The 15,211-nt window shown below is 60.8% G+C and carries 20 protein-coding genes; all 20 read left to right on the top strand.

Translation table 11 applies throughout. From position 1 onward, the window contains the following. Window positions 1–7: 7 nt before the first annotated feature. The gene (locus tag ACZ48X_RS20075; RefSeq protein ID WP_336350722.1) at window positions 8–1,687 is read left to right on the top strand and encodes a terminase large subunit domain-containing protein; all 1,680 of its coding nucleotides are present in this window, start codon (window positions 8–10) and stop codon (window positions 1,685–1,687) included. Window positions 1,688–1,707: 20 nt separating this feature from the next. Continuing rightward, window positions 1,708–3,114: a phage portal protein family protein gene (locus ACZ48X_RS20070; RefSeq protein WP_336350723.1), complete on the top strand. Its 1,407-nt coding sequence runs from the start codon at window positions 1,708–1,710 to the stop codon at window positions 3,112–3,114. A 12-nt stretch (window positions 3,115–3,126) separates the two neighbouring features. After that, window positions 3,127–3,378: a p24 family protein gene (locus ACZ48X_RS20065; protein WP_336350724.1), complete on the top strand. Its 252-nt coding sequence runs from the start codon at window positions 3,127–3,129 to the stop codon at window positions 3,376–3,378. Between the two features lie 4 nt (window positions 3,379–3,382). Then, entirely contained in the window at window positions 3,383–4,075 is a 693-nt protein-coding gene (locus ACZ48X_RS20060; protein WP_336350725.1) for a hypothetical protein, read from the top strand. 2 nt (window positions 4,076–4,077) lie between these two features. Then, window positions 4,078–4,569, top strand: a complete 492-nt coding sequence (locus tag ACZ48X_RS20055) for a hypothetical protein (RefSeq protein WP_336350726.1) — start codon at window positions 4,078–4,080, stop codon at window positions 4,567–4,569. 36 nt (window positions 4,570–4,605) lie between these two features. Further along, a complete protein-coding gene (locus ACZ48X_RS20050) occupies window positions 4,606–5,076 on the top strand; it encodes a hypothetical protein (protein WP_336350727.1) in 471 nt (156 codons plus the stop codon). Between the two features lie 43 nt (window positions 5,077–5,119). Then, a complete protein-coding gene (locus tag ACZ48X_RS20045) occupies window positions 5,120–6,073 on the top strand; it encodes a phage major capsid protein (protein ID WP_336350728.1) in 954 nt (317 codons plus the stop codon). A gap of 38 nt (window positions 6,074–6,111) precedes the next feature. After that, window positions 6,112–6,459 (top strand): hypothetical protein, encoded by a 348-nt coding sequence (locus ACZ48X_RS20040; RefSeq protein WP_464379828.1) that lies wholly within the window; start codon window positions 6,112–6,114, stop codon window positions 6,457–6,459. Continuing rightward, window positions 6,449–6,862 carry a hypothetical protein gene (locus ACZ48X_RS20035; protein ID WP_336350730.1) on the top strand — a complete coding sequence of 138 codons (414 nt, stop codon included), beginning with the start codon at window positions 6,449–6,451 and terminating at the stop codon, window positions 6,860–6,862. The genes ACZ48X_RS20040 and ACZ48X_RS20035 overlap by 11 nt, the downstream gene beginning before the upstream one ends. After that, window positions 6,863–7,201 (top strand): hypothetical protein, encoded by a 339-nt coding sequence (locus ACZ48X_RS20030; RefSeq protein WP_336350731.1) that lies wholly within the window; start codon window positions 6,863–6,865, stop codon window positions 7,199–7,201. It begins immediately after the preceding gene. A gap of 1 nt (window position 7,202) precedes the next feature. Beyond that, window positions 7,203–7,712 (top strand): hypothetical protein, encoded by a 510-nt coding sequence (locus ACZ48X_RS20025; RefSeq protein WP_336350732.1) that lies wholly within the window; start codon window positions 7,203–7,205, stop codon window positions 7,710–7,712. A 3-nt stretch (window positions 7,713–7,715) separates the two neighbouring features. After that, window positions 7,716–8,234 carry a hypothetical protein gene (locus tag ACZ48X_RS20020; protein WP_336350733.1) on the top strand — a complete coding sequence of 173 codons (519 nt, stop codon included), beginning with the start codon at window positions 7,716–7,718 and terminating at the stop codon, window positions 8,232–8,234. A gap of 1 nt (window position 8,235) precedes the next feature. After that, on the top strand, window positions 8,236–9,519 hold the full coding sequence (locus ACZ48X_RS20015) for a hypothetical protein (protein ID WP_464379827.1): 1,284 nt from the start codon (window positions 8,236–8,238) through the stop codon (window positions 9,517–9,519). A 24-nt stretch (window positions 9,520–9,543) separates the two neighbouring features. Further along, a complete protein-coding gene (locus ACZ48X_RS20010) occupies window positions 9,544–10,011 on the top strand; it encodes a hypothetical protein (RefSeq protein ID WP_336350735.1) in 468 nt (155 codons plus the stop codon). Between the two features lie 82 nt (window positions 10,012–10,093). After that, window positions 10,094–10,552, top strand: coding sequence for a hypothetical protein (locus ACZ48X_RS20005; RefSeq protein ID WP_336350736.1), 459 nt, complete (start codon window positions 10,094–10,096; stop codon window positions 10,550–10,552). Window positions 10,553–10,810: 258 nt separating this feature from the next. After that, window positions 10,811–12,361: a hypothetical protein gene (locus ACZ48X_RS20000; protein WP_464379826.1), complete on the top strand. Its 1,551-nt coding sequence runs from the start codon at window positions 10,811–10,813 to the stop codon at window positions 12,359–12,361. After that, window positions 12,362–12,919, top strand: a complete 558-nt coding sequence (locus tag ACZ48X_RS19995) for a hypothetical protein (RefSeq protein WP_336350738.1) — start codon at window positions 12,362–12,364, stop codon at window positions 12,917–12,919. It begins immediately after the preceding gene. Continuing rightward, the gene (locus ACZ48X_RS19990; protein WP_336350739.1) at window positions 12,919–14,379 is read left to right on the top strand and encodes a hypothetical protein; all 1,461 of its coding nucleotides are present in this window, start codon (window positions 12,919–12,921) and stop codon (window positions 14,377–14,379) included. The genes ACZ48X_RS19995 and ACZ48X_RS19990 overlap by 1 nt, the downstream gene beginning before the upstream one ends. After that, entirely contained in the window at window positions 14,379–14,846 is a 468-nt protein-coding gene (locus ACZ48X_RS19985) for a hypothetical protein (protein WP_336350740.1), read from the top strand. Before ACZ48X_RS19990 ends, ACZ48X_RS19985 begins: the two co-directional genes overlap by 1 nt. After that, window positions 14,847–15,167 carry a hypothetical protein gene (locus ACZ48X_RS19980; RefSeq protein ID WP_336350741.1) on the top strand — a complete coding sequence of 107 codons (321 nt, stop codon included), beginning with the start codon at window positions 14,847–14,849 and terminating at the stop codon, window positions 15,165–15,167. The last annotated feature ends 44 nt before the right edge of the window (window positions 15,168–15,211 follow it).

The raw sequence follows: 15,211 nt of genomic DNA, 5'->3' as shown, positions 1-15,211 counted from the left end.
ATCTCATATGACTCGTGAAATAGCCGAACGTCTCTCCGAGGAAACTGGGGCGTCTGTCGCCGCTCTCCTTGAGCGGTGGGACGGACACCCCGAGCTTCTCGCCGAAGACCTGTTCCGAGTCAAGAGCCAGGAGTCGCACAAGATTGAAGACCTGGAGTTGTTCTGGCCGTATCAGCCCCAACTCCTCCACGCGTACTTCTACTCTGACGGCAAGATTCTCAACGTCTACAAGGGTCGCCGAATCGGGGTGTCCTTCATTTTCATGTTGGCACTCCTCATCGACGGGATTCAGACGCCAGGAGCGTTCTTCCCGATTGTCAGCACGCGGAAGTCGTCGTCCGAGTCTCGGGTGAACGACATCCGTAAGCTGATTCAGGAGGCGAAGGTCGAGATACCCGTCCAGAAGGACAACAAGGGCGAGATCGTGCTGTGGAACGGCGCGACCTTCCGCGCGTACACGGGGAACCCCGAGGGTGCGCGTGGTGACGACTCCGCGAAGGCCGTCTTCGTGGACGAGATGGCTTTCCTTGAGAACCAGGAGGATACGATGCGGGCGTTCATGCCGTTCGTATCGCTCGGTGACGCGAAGATGATCCAGGTCAGTACGCCGAAGGTGGCGAACGACCTGTTCATGACGACGCACCGCCGCGGGAACACCCGTGGGCTGGACGAGGAGGGCCACCCGGTCCCCATCTGTATCAAGCAACCGTCGTTCAAGAACCCGGACGCGATTGACATTGAGACGTCGCTGTTCAAGCAGGACGTCGAGCCGGTGCGCCCGGACATGGACATCGAGGCGGTCGAACAGGAGCGCGCACAGGACCCACAAGGGTTCGCCCAGGAGTACCTGTGCCGTCCTATCAGCGACGAGTACCGGTTCTTCTCCGTGGCGTCGATTCAGGCCGCCATGGAAGCTGGCGGGAAGGAGGTGTTCGGACCCTCCGTGTCCCCACAGTACGGCGGGACGATGGTTGCGGGTGTGGACTTCGGGATGACCGACGACGAGACGGTTATCTCGGTGTTCGAACACACCGGGAAGAAGCGCCACCTGCGCTACCAGGAGGTACTGGATCGGCGCGCGCTCGAACTATCCGGCATTGAGAACCCCGACCGCGCGAACCCGAATCATATCGCCAAGCGCCTCAAGCAACTGAAGGCCCAGCTCGGCGTCGAACACTTCGTGATGGACGCGACCTCGTTCGGGAAGTCGTTCAAGACCATCATCGAAGACGCAATCGGGTACGGCGTTCACGGCTTCGACTTCAATGACCGTGACGGCGTGAAGCAGATGATGGGTGACCTGAACTACGGCCTGCGGAACGGCCTGGTCACCCTCCACGACGACGACCGGATGTTCGACCAGTTGTCGTCGATTGTGAAGGTCCAGAAGGAAGACCATCAGAAGCCGAAGTTCACCGGGAAGGAGCAGTCCAAGGACGGCAAGGACGACATTGCCATGTCCGTCATGTTGGGCGCGTACCCGGTGATGTTGGATACGTCGCGGTCGACGCAAATGCACGCAAAGGAGCGTGAGGTGGAGTCGTTCGGTGAAGGAGTTACGCCGTCTGCCGCCCGGTCGCGGGCTGGTGAGGCGTATCGACCCGAGGAGACGCACCCGGTTGCGTTTGGGGCGACGAACGTGAAGCGGGGGAACAGGAAGACGTACAGCGCCCGGTACCGGCGGTAAGACAACCCTTTCAATACTTTATGGGAGAAACCAGAGATTTCCTTGAGCGACAACTACGCGACGGGAACCTTGAGTTCGCACTTGAGGCCCCGATTGGCGTAGTCAAGCAGAAGGGACCGGGTGGCAACGTTCGACCAACGGACCCTCCGGTTCAACAGATAACGGAGAACCGTCTGATTGCGGACACCGACCCCCATGTGGGCGAGGGCGTGCAGACGCTCGTCGACTACCTCGTGGGGTCCGGGTTCGTCATCAAGCCGAAGAACATCCCGTTCACCGACGAGGAACAGACCCACCAGGACATCGCGGAGTTGAAGCGACTCATTGAGTCCAGCAACTTCGAGGAAGTCCTACAGTTGTGGGTGTGGCACGCGCTCGTCGACGGCACCGGATACATCGAGATTGTGTGGGAAGACGAGGTGTTCTCCCCGCGATTGCTCCCGAGTGAGAAGATCAAGATTCTCACCGACGAGTTCGGGCGCGTCACCGGCTACGAGATGGAGGTTCCCGGCGACGACCCCGTGGAATACGGCCCCTACGACGTGGCCCACCTCAAGTTCCACTACCACCCCGGCGAGGATTACGGTCGCTCACTCATCGAGCGGTTCGGTGAACAGGCCGATATGCTCCGTGACATGGAGATCGACATGGCGCGCTTCGTCGCGACCAAGGCCTACCCGCCCGTGTTGTGGAAGCTCGGCACGGACGACCGACACTACACGCCCACGCAAATCGACGAGTGGCTGGATACCGTCGAAGCCATCGAACCGGATTCGATGCTCGCGGTCGGCCACGACGTTGACTTCGACGTGGTTGGCACGACGTCGACCAGCTCCCAGGGCGGCGTCTTGAACCTGGAGGGCACGTTCACGCACCTCCTGGGTCGCATGAGTGCCGGGCTGGGTGTCCCGATGCACTTGATGCTTGATACGGAGGGCAGTCAGAATCAGGCGCTCTCGACGATGCCGAAGTTCGACCGACGCATCAAGCGATACCAGCGTATCATCAAGACTACCGTCGAACAGGTGGTGTTCCGGTCCATCATGGGCCACCCGACGCCCGAGGATTACCAGGAGGTTCTCCCCGAGTTTGAGTTCGGGGAACACTCCAGCGACGAAGAACGCCTGGAAACCCAGGAGGCACTTGACCTGTTCTTCGCGGGGTTCCTGACCCGTGAAGCGTTCGCGACTCGCGTCGGGATTGACCCCGAGGTCGAGATGCCGACCGAGGAACAGCTACGGAGTGAGATCGTCCCGGTTATCCAAGACCTGCAAGGCGCGGGTGATAACGTGATGAACCCGGACGGCGGACACCCGACGAACAATGGCACGGGCGGCGAGGATTCCTCTCGTGCGGCGAAGACCCGACAGAACCCCGAACGACAATCTGACGACTCCCGTCCAAAGCGGGACGTCCACAATGAGTAAGGAATCTCATCCATGGAAGACGACGAGAAGAACAAGTATCTCAGAGACATTGCCACCCGAACGGCCAGGATAGACGAACGAACGAATCACATCAGTAACGAACTACAATCACTTCGCGAGAACGACGCCCGGCACGACGAGCGGCTTGATTCCTTGGACTCCCGCGTCCAGCGGAACACCATGATTACGAGTGGTGTGCTGTTCAGTCTCGGCTCGGCTATCACGGCGATTTTCGCGAAGCTGGGCGGGCTAATTCGATGGTAGAAACATGAGTGACATCCAAGCAAACATCGACCAGGACCTAACGTTCAGTACGCGCTTCAGTGCGCCGTCTGACCCGAACGCCCTGGCGGACGGTTACAACGAGTACGGCGTGAAGGAGGTTCACGACCAGGACGGGAACCTGGAGCGAGTCGAGTTCATCTTCGAGGCGATGCAGCCGGGTGACCCCGAAGACCGCAACGGCTTCGACATCGGCCCGGAGTTCCTGGCGAACGTCGCCGGGCACGACTACTCGTCGGAAGTTCCGTTCCAGATGTCCCATGACAAGGACCAGCGTTCGAACGCGGGCTACATCGACCAGGTGTGGTTCAGCGACGACGCACTCCGCGTTCACGGCTACGTTCCGAACACGGGCAACGCGCTCCGGTCAGACGTAATTGCGGATTTGACCCACCGTCCCCCGGCGCTCCGTGATGGGAGTGTTGGGTTCGGTCGGTCGTTCGACTACGAGATCACGGACGACGGCGTTATTCGTCCGACTGATGGTGTCCTTCAGGAGTTCTCCGCCACGCCGTTCCCCGGTGGGTACGACAACGGCGGGGGCCTGAAGGCCCAGTTTATGCAGGCGGCACAGGACGCAGGCGTTCTCGATGAAGCTCCCAGCGACGTAAGTGGGGCAGAGGGTACGCGGGCAGAGTTCTCTCGCCTGTCGGTACACACGGTAGAATACGAGATTTAAACATGGAATTTCACAATCTGAGTTTCGAGACGGCAATCGACGAGATGGACGAGGACGAACTGCGCGCGACCCTCACGGAGTTCGCGGAGAAGCACGAGGCGAACCAGGCAGCGTTCAACGACCTCGTTGAAGCCCTTGACGGCGTGGGCAACGACGGGAAGGAGGCGGAGTTTGAGGCGCTTCAGGAGGAGGTTTCGGCGTTCAAGGCACAGTTCGCGGAGGCGCTCGCCGAGCGCGTTCCCCTGACTGTTGAGGAGCTGGCGGAGTTCTCGCTGTCGCGTCTCTACGAGATGGACGAGCAGACCGAGGAAGCGCCTGCGGACCTTCCCGCGGACGACGACCCAGTGGACGACCCGGCGGACGACGACACGCCGTCGTTCATGAAGGAGTCCAAGCCGTCGAAGGCTGGCGACTTCTCCGCTGACGACTACGACTCGGCGGTCGAGAAGGCACGCGGTTCCCTCCAGGGTATCCCCGGCCTCTCGTTCGACTGAATCCCAAGAAAACCCTAACACAACTTTACTACACACATGGTACACGCACGCATCGCAACTTCTGCGGAACAGCCCGTTAACCGTCACGCCGGACTCGCCCAGTACGCTGGGGAGGAGGCAGAGCTTGTTGGCGTCGACGCCAACGGCGACATCGTGAAGGCCGACGCGGACTCCGGTGTCGCGGTCAAGGCACGCGGCGTCCTCATGTCGCCCGTCACTGACCTCTCGGCAGTCACCGAGGAGGCGGTTTCCCTCGTGACCGAGGCGAACCGGACCCTCATGGGCACCCACCGGGTGTCCTACATCGAGTACGGCGTCGTCGTTGAGAACAGCGACGAAGACTGGGGCTTCACTCCGGGTGACGACGTTTACCTGGCGGCTGGTGGCGGCTACACGCAGACGATGCCCGCCGCAGTTGGCGACCTCCAGCAGATCGTCGGCTACGCGATTGACGACGGTGAGGCAATCGTTCTCCGCGTCTCGCAACAGCACGACGTGGCAGCCTGATCGTTTCTAAGACAACCCTAACAAAACCCTTTCAACATTTCAAATGGCAGACTACCGTAAGCGCGACCTGACGACGAAGGACGACGTATCGCTGACTGAACTTCTCATCGACGGCATGGCGACTGTTGACGCGTTCAACGACGCCGCCCGTCCGTTCCGCGAGATGCTCGCGACCACCGTGAGTGACCGCGTGTTCACGACCGCCGCCCATGGCGACATGACGTGGCACGAACTCGCTGAGGGCGAACACGCTCGCACGGGTGACGTCACCAACGAGCAGGTTGCGTTCAGCATCGCGAAGTACGGGCGCTCGCTCGGCTTCACCCAGGAGTTCATCGAAGACAACCCGGCGGACGAGGTTCTCAAGCGGTTCCGCGTTCTCGTCGAGGGCGCACTCAAGAAGGAACACGAAGTCATCTTCGGCACCATCCAGAACGGTGTCGCAGACGGCTCCGCGCTCTGGTACGACGTTCCCGACTACGGGGCGTACACCTTCAGCAACACCCACGACCACACCTTCGCGGACACCAACGAGCTGTTCGGGGACGCCAACCCCCGCAGCGCGACGGCCCACATCCGCGAAGCGAACAAGCAGCTTCGGCACCACGGCAAGCGCCCGTCCTACGCGCTCATCTCCAGCGAGTTCGCGGCAGAGTTCGTTGACGAGCTGGCCTGGGACGCGACCTTCCACATCCCCGACGCGACCAGCCTGCGCTCGCAGGCGCTCCCCGAGAACCGCATCATCATCGACGGCGTGACGCTCATGCAGACGCCGTGGATCGCGGACACGGGTGGCTCCTACGAGTTCTACGTGGTTTCCGACGAGAAGCCCGTCGCGTTCCACGAGGCCCGCCCCGTCACGCTCACCCAGGGCGCGAACGGCGGCCCCGTTGGAGAGCCGGGTGCGCTCATCGGCGCATACGGCAGTGCCCGCTACGGGACCTTCATGGCCGACCCGCTCGCGGCGGTCAAGGTCAACGCAGACAACCTCGCCTGAGGGCCTAACCACACATGGTTAGTTCTGACGAGGAACTGTTGTCACTCGTCCGCGGCTCTATCGGTGCGACCAACGCAGTTGACGTTCGGACGGACGTTCTTCGGGAGGAACTTGCTGAAGCAAAGGCCGAGATTTCTCGCGAAGTGAACGAACGCCTCACGAACGGAGAGAACCTGAACTTCTACCAGGCTGATGCCGCAGAGAAGGCGCTTGTCTCGCTGATGCTGATTCGTGGGAAGGCGGTCCTCCGCGGGAAGCGGCGGAACACCCCCAAGCGACTTGGGGCGCTCCGACGCCACACGTTCGAAGACGACGACGAACGCTTCTGGAGAGACGAGCTGGTTCGGAACCTGAATCGGCTCAACGAGATGAACGATGGCAACTAACGACTACGAGTTGGTCCTTGAGGTGCAGAACCTCACGGAGTACGACGACGAAATCATCGAGATTCCGGTGATGCTGGAGCTTGTGGAGCTGGCGAAGCGTGAGATTCGGGCGAAGGCGGGTATCATTGACCTGGAGTTCTTCGGGACCAATGACCTCTACGCCGAACGCGCGCTGTTCTGGTTGACCTGCTTGTTCGCGAAGATCAAGATGGGTGAACTGGAGAACGTCCACATGAGCATCGGCGACATCGAGCAACGGACGCTCCGCGCCGATGAAGACGGTGAAGACGCCGTGGTCTGGAAGCAGGAGTTTCAGGACTACATGGCGCGTGTTCAGCCCTCCGAGAACCTCTTTGGGATTCGTTCTGTTGGGCGGTCAGACCGGACTTACAGTTACGAATAAATGAGGGGTATTTCCACGTACATCAAGCGGGAGGGTGAACACTGCGACGTTCTTCGGAACAACGGCTCCGGTAAGGACGTCTTGAACAATCCCGTGAAGGACTTCGACCGGGTTGGTGAGACGCGGGCGATTCGCTACTACGGTCGGCGAGTCCAGCGCAACCGCCAGGTTGATACCCAGTACGGGAACTTCGAGATGGACACCCCGCGGTTCGCGTTCCCCACCGACGCCCCGATTCTCGACGGTGACCGTATCGTCTACGACGGTGCGGTCTACGAGTTACGCGCACTACTCGCGCGGAAGACCCACATCGAATCCACGGCCAAGCGGGTGGAGTGACGTGGAGCGGATACGACTTGACCTTGAGGTCGACGTTGAGGGCATTGACCGGTCGCTTGCTCGCCTGGAGCGCGAGCTTGATAGTGCGCTCGATGAAGTTCGCGACGAGTTCTACGACCAGGCGGTCGCGTTCGCTCGCCACCGCATCGAACGGAAGGATGCCATCTTCAACTGGGAGGTGTGGGAGTCCTGGGCGAAGATAGAGGAAGACCGCGGGAACGACCTGCACCTGATTGTACGGAACTTCGCCGAACACGCCGAGTACGTTGAGCGTGGGGCGACCTTCCCGTACAAGGCACCACCGAAGGAGGCCCTTCGACCGTGGGTCCGCGAGAAGCTGGCGCACTGGCCGATGCCGGAGGAGTACAAGGTGGAGTGGCTTCGCGAGAAAATCAAGCGCGACGGCCTGAACGGGATTCACTTCGCGCGGTACGCGGAGGAACGGCTGGACCGCGATAAGGAGCGGATCGCGAAGGAGATTATCGAGCGCGAGATGCCTCGGCGGATTTAAAACATGAATAAGTTAGACGTTCTTGCCCTCCTGGTAGCGGAGCTTGAGTCGGTCGTTTCTGTTCCGGTGCATACTGGGACCGGGGAAGACCGCGACCTTCCCGCGGTTGCCCTGGCGAAGTGGGACACGACCCGCACCCACGACGGCGGTCACCGCAATTACGCGGGGCCGACCTTCGACGAGGAGGGCGACGTGAACGGCGCGGAATTTCACATCTATCACGACATGACCGCGCTCGTGGTCGTGCTTTCTGACGACGAGGTTGAGTCCCACGAGTTACTCGCGGCCATCGAGGAACACTTCAATTTCCTTGAGGATACGCCGGGGGACCTGCACGCGGACGTCCGCCAACTGGAGGTTGCCTCCGGTGGGCAACACGATTTGCAGTTCGCCCCGCCTGTCCCGACCTTCGGGCAGACGGTTCGGTTGGAACTGAAGTTCTTGAACCGCTTGACGCGCACCCTCCCTGAGCTTGGCGAGGATGTGCTTCTGAACATCGAAAACGACATACACTTAACATAACATGGTACGACTTGGAAATGACAACACCCCCGGTGTAGTCACCGACGTTGAGACGGCTTCGACTCTCGGTATCTCTACGGACGCTCCCAGCGACGTGGCGATCATCGGGCAGTACGACCCGACGACGGGGACCGCTGACCCGGACACGGTGTATCGAATCACGCGCGGCACCCAGGCACGCGGCCTGTTCGGTACCGGCGAGCAACTAACCCAGGCGGTTCTGGACGCACTCCTTGAGGGCGCGAACCCCGTCTACGCGCTGACCCCGGCCCGGCAGACCGTCCAGGTCGAAGACCAGAGCGCGGTTTCCGGCTCCGAGGGCACGCTGGACAACGCCCCCGTGAGTGAGAACCCCGCGAAGACGGTCTTCACCATCGACGGTACCGAGAAGACGACGATTGTCACGCTCGACGACCCGACGCAGATTACGCCCGGCCAGGACGAGGTGTACCTGAACCCCGTCACGGGCGACTTCCAGCTCGACCAGAGCGTCAGTTCCTCGGCCACGGTCGACTACGAATACTTCGACTACGAGGGCGCGATTGACGCCTTCATGGACGACGTGGACGCGGTTGACGCCGTGGACTTCCTCGGTACCACGACCGAGAACGAAGACGTCGCGGACTACCTCGTCGCACAGGTTGTGCTGGCGGCCAAGTCCTACGACTTCGCGATTGCGGTTGCGGGTGTCCCACAGCACATGGACCCGCAGACGTACTCGGCGGCGCACAACTCCAGCCGGGCGCAGGTCGTCTACCCCAGCAGGAACGCGGACGGCGAGAGCGTGGTTGGTTCGTACCTCGGTCGCCGGGCGACCCTCGGTATCAACGCCTCTCCCGTGAACAAGCGCCTCCGCACCCAGGACGTTCTCTACGAGCGTCTCTCCGAAGCGGACCAGGCCGCGCTCATCGAGGAGAACGTCGTGCCGCTCACGAGCGAACGGCGTGGCTCCAAGATTGTCGACGACCCCACCTGTGTTTCCGATGGGAACAACGAGGAGGCGGCGTTCGACTACGGGCTGGCTCGCCTCATCATGGATGCCGTCATTGAGACGATCCGTGACAACGAGGAGCCGTTCATCGGGAAGTTCAACAACCCGAAGGTCCTGAAGCGGATGCAGAACGTCCTTGAGGGTCGGCTTGGGTTCTTGCTGAGTTCCGGGGCGATTCTCTCCTACGAGGTCTACGTCGAGAAGCGCGACAAGGACACGGCTGATGTTGAGGTTGGGGTGACGCCGGTCGCGCCGCTCCGTAACATCTACAACACGGTCACGGCGGGCCAGTAGGCTAAGAAAACCCTTTGATAACGTATGCCCAGTAATAACACCACGCAGAACACGCAACAGTACGAGAGCAAGCCTCCGGTCGAGGCCGCGAAGGACGTCACGCTCGCAATCTCCACCGTCGACGGCGACTACGAACTATCGGTCGCCAACGTCGACACCACCAAGGAGATCACCGTCGAGCAAGTCCGCGAGAACAACGTCTTCCCCATCGGGGATGCCGTCACCGAGATTTCCTACTCGGGGAGTATGACCTTCAAGGGTCGTCGTCATGTCATCGACTCCTATCTGTTCGATGAAAACGGCCTCCCCCGCCGGAACGTCGCGCTGACGCTGACCCACGACGACCTCAACCCGAACGACCCGAACAACCCGGACCCGTTCACGGAGACGTGGCACGACCTTCGTGTCGTCTCCACCGGCTACGAGATGCAGACCGGGGAGGTCACTGAAGTCTCCTACGACTGGATTGCCCTCGGTAAGACGCCCGCCTGATTCGGCGGCGAACCCCCTCACACACTACTGTTCTCCCCGCCTTCCCGCGGGGTCCCGCTACTGATAAGAACCAATATTCACTATGAGTGACAACAACACGGAAACCGAAACCGGAAAGAGTCGCAGTAAGGTCCGAGAGCTTGCCCTTCGTGGGTCCAGCTACCGCGAGAAGCGCGAGTTTAGCATCGGCGGTGAAGACGTTGAGCTGGTCCTGAAGCCGCTCATTGACGACGACTTCTACGCCCTCCTGTTCCGCCTGGACGTCACGGAAGACGACATGGAGGAGGCCATGGAGGAAATGGACGAGCAGGCAGAGGAGAACGACGGTGAAGTCGACATGGACTCCATGGACCCCGAGATGATTGCCGTCCTTCAGGACGCCGCGGTCATGGGCGTCGACGCCGAAGCGATTGGCGAAACCGAAGACGGCTGGGCAGAGCTTGTCCACGAACACCTCGTGGGTGGTATCTCCATCGAGATCGGCTCGGCGGTCATGGAGCTGTCGCACGCCATGGGGGACGCGGAGAAGTTTCGTCGCTGAGGGGTGGGCGAACGACATCGTTGCCCTGAACGAAGACATCCCGCTCGCGGAGCGCCAGGGCTTACTCACTCCCTTACAACGACAAATCCTCATTGAAGCAAAGCGCCAGGAGGCGGCGCGTATCGACGAACAGACGGGTGGGTTACCCACGGTCGACGCAGGACCACGGAACACCCGACACAACCAGAACGCGAACACGACGAGTCAGACCCGCTCGTTCGTGAATCACAACGCAGAAGAAATTACTGAACCCATCAGATGAGCGTAGACTTAGTTGTTAGAATAGCGAACGAAACCCAGGAACAGTTGGCCGAGATTCGCGCCGAACTGGAGTCGCTCGGGAAGGACATCAACACGGAGATCAACATCCGAGACGGCGACCTGGACCGGGCGCTCGCGAAGAAGAAGGCGCTTGCTCGTGATACCGTCTCCCGGCACACCCAGTACGTCCGGCAGGTCGGTGGCGGTGGTGGCGGTGGTGGTCGCGGTGGCCTCTCGATTCCGGCCCTTCCAGAGTACGACCCGGCGAACTTCTTGACGAAGGCACCCGGTACGGGCTTCGGGATGTCGATGTCCACCGTGGTTCGCCAACGCAAGTTGTTCGAGAACATCGTCAATGGCGTTCGCGGGAAGCTCAAGGGGAAGTCTCCACTCGACCTCCTCGACCTTGGCCTGGATGGGATGCGGGGTGGTATCAAGAAGTTGATTCCGACCTACCACCAGTTCATCCAACTGATTGCGATGCTCCTGCCGATGGTCGTGGCGCTCTCCGTTGAGCTTGCGGGCCTGGCGGCGGCGGCTGGTGCGGTTGCGGTTGCTGGTGGTGCCATGATTGGCCTCGGGTTGCTCGGGGACGGTGATACGCTCGCGGAGTCCTTCGCGAACGCCCGCAGGAAGCTCGGTGACTTCAAGCGAGAGCTGTTCTCGGTGATACAGCCCGTGGCGAAGTTGTTCGCGCCGATTAGCGACCGGCTTCTCGCGGGAACCCTCGTCGACTTGAGCGGCCTCATGGAGAACGTCCGGCACCTCACTGTGTTCGAGGAGGCGGTTCGTGACTCCCTGCGTGGTATCGTAGAGTGGGTTGGCCTCGTGATCGACACGATGGCGAGCCTCGCGCCGCACATCCACCAGCTCACCCAGGAGTTTGGACGACTCATTGGTCAAGGTATCAATGACTTCTTCCGCTGGGCGACGGTCGAGATGTACGAGAACCAGGAGGTCCTGATTGACATTGGACAGACCTTCGCGTACATCATCTACCTCATCTACCAACTGAGCAAGGCATGGGCCGGGTTCGTTTCCCTGTTCAAGCCGGTGTTTGCGGCGATGGCGAAGGTCGCTGAGTTCCTCGGGGGTCCCCTGCTGGGGGCGCTCCTGATGGCGACCGTGACGCTGTTCACGCTCGGACAGACCGTGTACTTCGCGGCGCGAGCGTGGCTGGCGTACAAGGTGCTGATGCAGAGTGCGCTCGGGCTGTCGGTTGCGAAGGCGATGGCACCCGCGATAATGGCCGTCCGCACGCTCGTCGTTGAGTTGTGGGGCGCTATCACGGCGATGGGCACGCTCCAGGCCATGACGCTCGTGGGCCTCGCGGCGGTCGCCGCAGGTGGCCTCGCTTACGCAACCCTCGATGGGAAGCGTCGTAACGCGAGTGCGCCTGTTCCGGGCTACGGTGGCGGGAACACGACGGTCAACTACAACTTCGAAGTGAACGGTCGCCTGTCGAAGCAAGAACAGTCGATGATTACGCGGAAGATCACGTCGGTCCACAACCGGATTGGCGCGGTCGACAATGCACGGAGTCTCTAAATGGCAGACATCAATACTGGACCAGACATCAGTAACGAAACCGGGCCGGTGTCCACTCCAGCAGGGGCATCCTCGGGAACCCTCGGGAAGACCGAGATAGAGTTTGAGTTGCTCGGAGAGAACCAGTGGTTCGCACCGTTCTACCCGCCGATGGAACCCGAAGTTGAGAAGGAACGGAACCTCTCGAAGTCGGATTCAATCTGCGAAGGCCAGGACGTCGACGACATTGGGGCGAAGAACAGGACCATCACGCTCGATGGCTACCTCCACCAGTACGAGGTTGACAACTTCAATCGCCTACTGGACTACGGGAAGGAACTCGATATGATTTGGATGTCGTGGTCTGGCGAAGTCCTCGTGGAAACGGGGTCGGTTCGCGGGCCGGTCGCTATCTCCAGTGAAACCGGTGATTGGCTCTATCGCTACACGCTGTCGCTCGTCTCCACGGGGACCGACGAGTACGGGATTCCCGACGACGGCATTGTGTCTCGCGGTGACGCCGCAGACGACACGACCATCAGCGACGACTACAACCCCGGCTACGGGTTCTACGGCTGATGCGGTGTGACAGTATCCGGGCGCACCTCAACTTCGAAGTCTCCGGTATCATCGTGAAGCCCTACGAGCTGTCCGTCGACACGGAGTACGGGAAGCTCGACCACTGCCGGGCGACCGTTAGTGAGGAGGCTGGCTTGCTGATTGAGAATAGCGCCGAGGAGTGGGAACCCGTGACCGTTACCGCAGGTGACGCGATCCTCGGACGGTTCACGCTCCCACCGGACACCATCGAACACGACGTCGGTGACGGGAACGAGGCGTTCGTGAACCTCTACGACCAGCGGAAGATTCTCACGCGTGGGTTCGTCGAGAAGCGGATGCACAACCACACGCTCGGGGAGATCATGGAATACATCCTCGACCAGCGGAACGACCCCCATGAGGTTATCAAAGGGGTTCGGTACGTTGACGCGGGAGACATTGAAACGGTCACCATCGGGAAGGCGGTGCTTGACGACCGTGACCCTGGAGAGATAGACGCTGACGACGACCTCCGTGACGGGATTACGTATGTTGGCTCGGAGAACCGTGATTGGTTGGAGTCAATCCAGCACCTCCTGCGGGACTTCAGTGACAAGGTGTTTCTGGAGTCCTCTGCGCTTTGGGGTGTCAATGGTGGGTTCACGTTCGACCACGTTACGCCGTGGCGAGCAATCGAAGCCGTCCAGAAGCGGTTCGGATTCGAGGTTCACGTCAACCGGTTTGGGTACCTTGAGTTGGGTACACCGGACGCGGACGGTACGACGTATCTCGCGGGAACGCACCCGTCGCTGTTGACGGTCACGAACTACAACGTCCCCGAAGACCCGACGCCCGTGAGAACAGCGGTCGTCGTGGGGGGCGTGAAGAACCACGCGAAGTCCACGGACTTCACCCAGCAGTTCTCCCCGACCGGAGTTGGGTTCTCTCGGCGCGAGGTTGACCGATACCGGTTCTACGCGCGGGCAACTCGCGGTGACGTGAACGCTGGTGACGAATCTATCATCGTGGACGTCCGCGACCACAAGGAGCTGGCGCGTCGGCTCGATGAACGCCAGGACCACGAAGATGGTCGCCTCTCCGATTGGAGCGGTGCGACGGACGGTGTGGTACTGGAGGAGATCGCACGGCGCGTGCTTCAGAACGCGATTCGTGCGGAGTCCTCGGGGAGTATCACCCTGAACGGGTTGTCGTCGACGGAGATTTCTGGTGACCTGCGTGCGGTCACGGTCGGCCAGAAGCTCGTCGTGGAACCCAGCGGGAACCGGTGCAAGCGAACCATCGACGGCGGTGTGTTCGAGATTACGGCGGCCCAGCACAGTATGAGTCCACATGACGGCTGGCGAGTCACGCTTCAGTTGTCGCGACTCCCGATGTACTTCGACGACCAGGGCCGCCCCCACCTGATTCCGATGGAGACGGAGACGTTCCTGGTGGGGCCGAACGGGAACGAGTACGACCCACAGGACATCTTTGGATAATGACGCTTGATGTTGGACAAGTCACATCGGTATTCAGTGACAACGGCGGTGTTGAGTGCAACGTCAAGTTGTACGACGCAAAGCAAACTGACCTGCCGCGAGTCTCCGTACTTCGGTTGAGTGCGGGGCTGGCGGTGACGCCACAACAGCGAGACGACGTGGCGGTCGACTACCTGAGCGACGGTCGTCCGGTTATCGTGGGCGTGTTGACGCACGACCCGGCGGGCGGGAGCTTCCCGACGTTGACCGGCGACGAGTTCGCACTGGTGTTCGGCGACGGAACGAAGCTCACAGTCACGAACAATGGCGGCTCCTACGCGGTGGAGATCGACGCCAACGAAGTGACGCTCGGAGACACTACTGGGAACCCCGCTGGGGCGATTACGGACGTAACGACGACGACTGACGTGGACGGGCACGTAACGAGCGTGAACCTGGTTCGCAGTACCAAGGTAAACATTGAGTAGATGAGGGATTTGAAGGTTAACGGGAATTTCGAGCTACATCTGGACGACACGAACGACCTCGCGACCGTAACCGGACGGGAGTCGTTCGAGCAGGCGCTTGGGTTCATCCTCTCGCGGTACTTCACTCGTATCCTCGGTGAGACTGGTCCCGCGAACATCGTTGAGAAGGTTCGGTTGCAGGCGGAGCGGGTGGCGATGAACAGCCAGCTCGTCGACGAGATAGAGGGGCTTCGGGTGCAGTTCACGGACACACCCGGTGAGATTGAGGTTGCTGTCTACTACACGGTGGGCGAACCATACAGGGAGATTCTAACAGAGTAACATGACTGTAAGTAATGGCCGATTCGTCAGCGACAGCGCCGAAG

Source organism: Halorubellus litoreus (assembly GCF_055378595.1).
The sequence above is the reverse complement of the archived record's forward strand: the minus strand, read 5'-3'. Positions and strand labels throughout refer to the sequence as shown.

Coding starts and splice junctions, on each gene's coding strand:
- ACZ48X_RS20035 (WP_336350730.1), top strand. CDS start 6,449: ATGGCAACTAACGACTACGAGTTGGTCCTTGAGGTGCAGAACCTCACG.
- ACZ48X_RS20045 (WP_336350728.1), top strand. CDS start 5,120: ATGGCAGACTACCGTAAGCGCGACCTGACGACGAAGGACGACGTATCG.
- ACZ48X_RS19985 (WP_336350740.1), top strand. CDS start 14,379: ATGACGCTTGATGTTGGACAAGTCACATCGGTATTCAGTGACAACGGC.
- ACZ48X_RS20030 (WP_336350731.1), top strand. CDS start 6,863: ATGAGGGGTATTTCCACGTACATCAAGCGGGAGGGTGAACACTGCGAC.
- ACZ48X_RS19990 (WP_336350739.1), top strand. CDS start 12,919: ATGCGGTGTGACAGTATCCGGGCGCACCTCAACTTCGAAGTCTCCGGT.
- ACZ48X_RS20010 (WP_336350735.1), top strand. CDS start 9,544: ATGCCCAGTAATAACACCACGCAGAACACGCAACAGTACGAGAGCAAG.
- ACZ48X_RS20000 (WP_464379826.1), top strand. CDS start 10,811: ATGAGCGTAGACTTAGTTGTTAGAATAGCGAACGAAACCCAGGAACAG.
- ACZ48X_RS20060 (WP_336350725.1), top strand. CDS start 3,383: ATGAGTGACATCCAAGCAAACATCGACCAGGACCTAACGTTCAGTACG.
- ACZ48X_RS20005 (WP_336350736.1), top strand. CDS start 10,094: ATGAGTGACAACAACACGGAAACCGAAACCGGAAAGAGTCGCAGTAAG.
- ACZ48X_RS20065 (WP_336350724.1), top strand. CDS start 3,127: ATGGAAGACGACGAGAAGAACAAGTATCTCAGAGACATTGCCACCCGA.
- ACZ48X_RS20075 (WP_336350722.1), top strand. CDS start 8: ATGACTCGTGAAATAGCCGAACGTCTCTCCGAGGAAACTGGGGCGTCT.
- ACZ48X_RS20070 (WP_336350723.1), top strand. CDS start 1,708: ATGGGAGAAACCAGAGATTTCCTTGAGCGACAACTACGCGACGGGAAC.
- ACZ48X_RS20050 (WP_336350727.1), top strand. CDS start 4,606: ATGGTACACGCACGCATCGCAACTTCTGCGGAACAGCCCGTTAACCGT.
- ACZ48X_RS19980 (WP_336350741.1), top strand. CDS start 14,847: ATGAGGGATTTGAAGGTTAACGGGAATTTCGAGCTACATCTGGACGAC.
- ACZ48X_RS20055 (WP_336350726.1), top strand. CDS start 4,078: ATGGAATTTCACAATCTGAGTTTCGAGACGGCAATCGACGAGATGGAC.
- ACZ48X_RS19995 (WP_336350738.1), top strand. CDS start 12,362: ATGGCAGACATCAATACTGGACCAGACATCAGTAACGAAACCGGGCCG.
- ACZ48X_RS20015 (WP_464379827.1), top strand. CDS start 8,236: ATGGTACGACTTGGAAATGACAACACCCCCGGTGTAGTCACCGACGTT.
- ACZ48X_RS20020 (WP_336350733.1), top strand. CDS start 7,716: ATGAATAAGTTAGACGTTCTTGCCCTCCTGGTAGCGGAGCTTGAGTCG.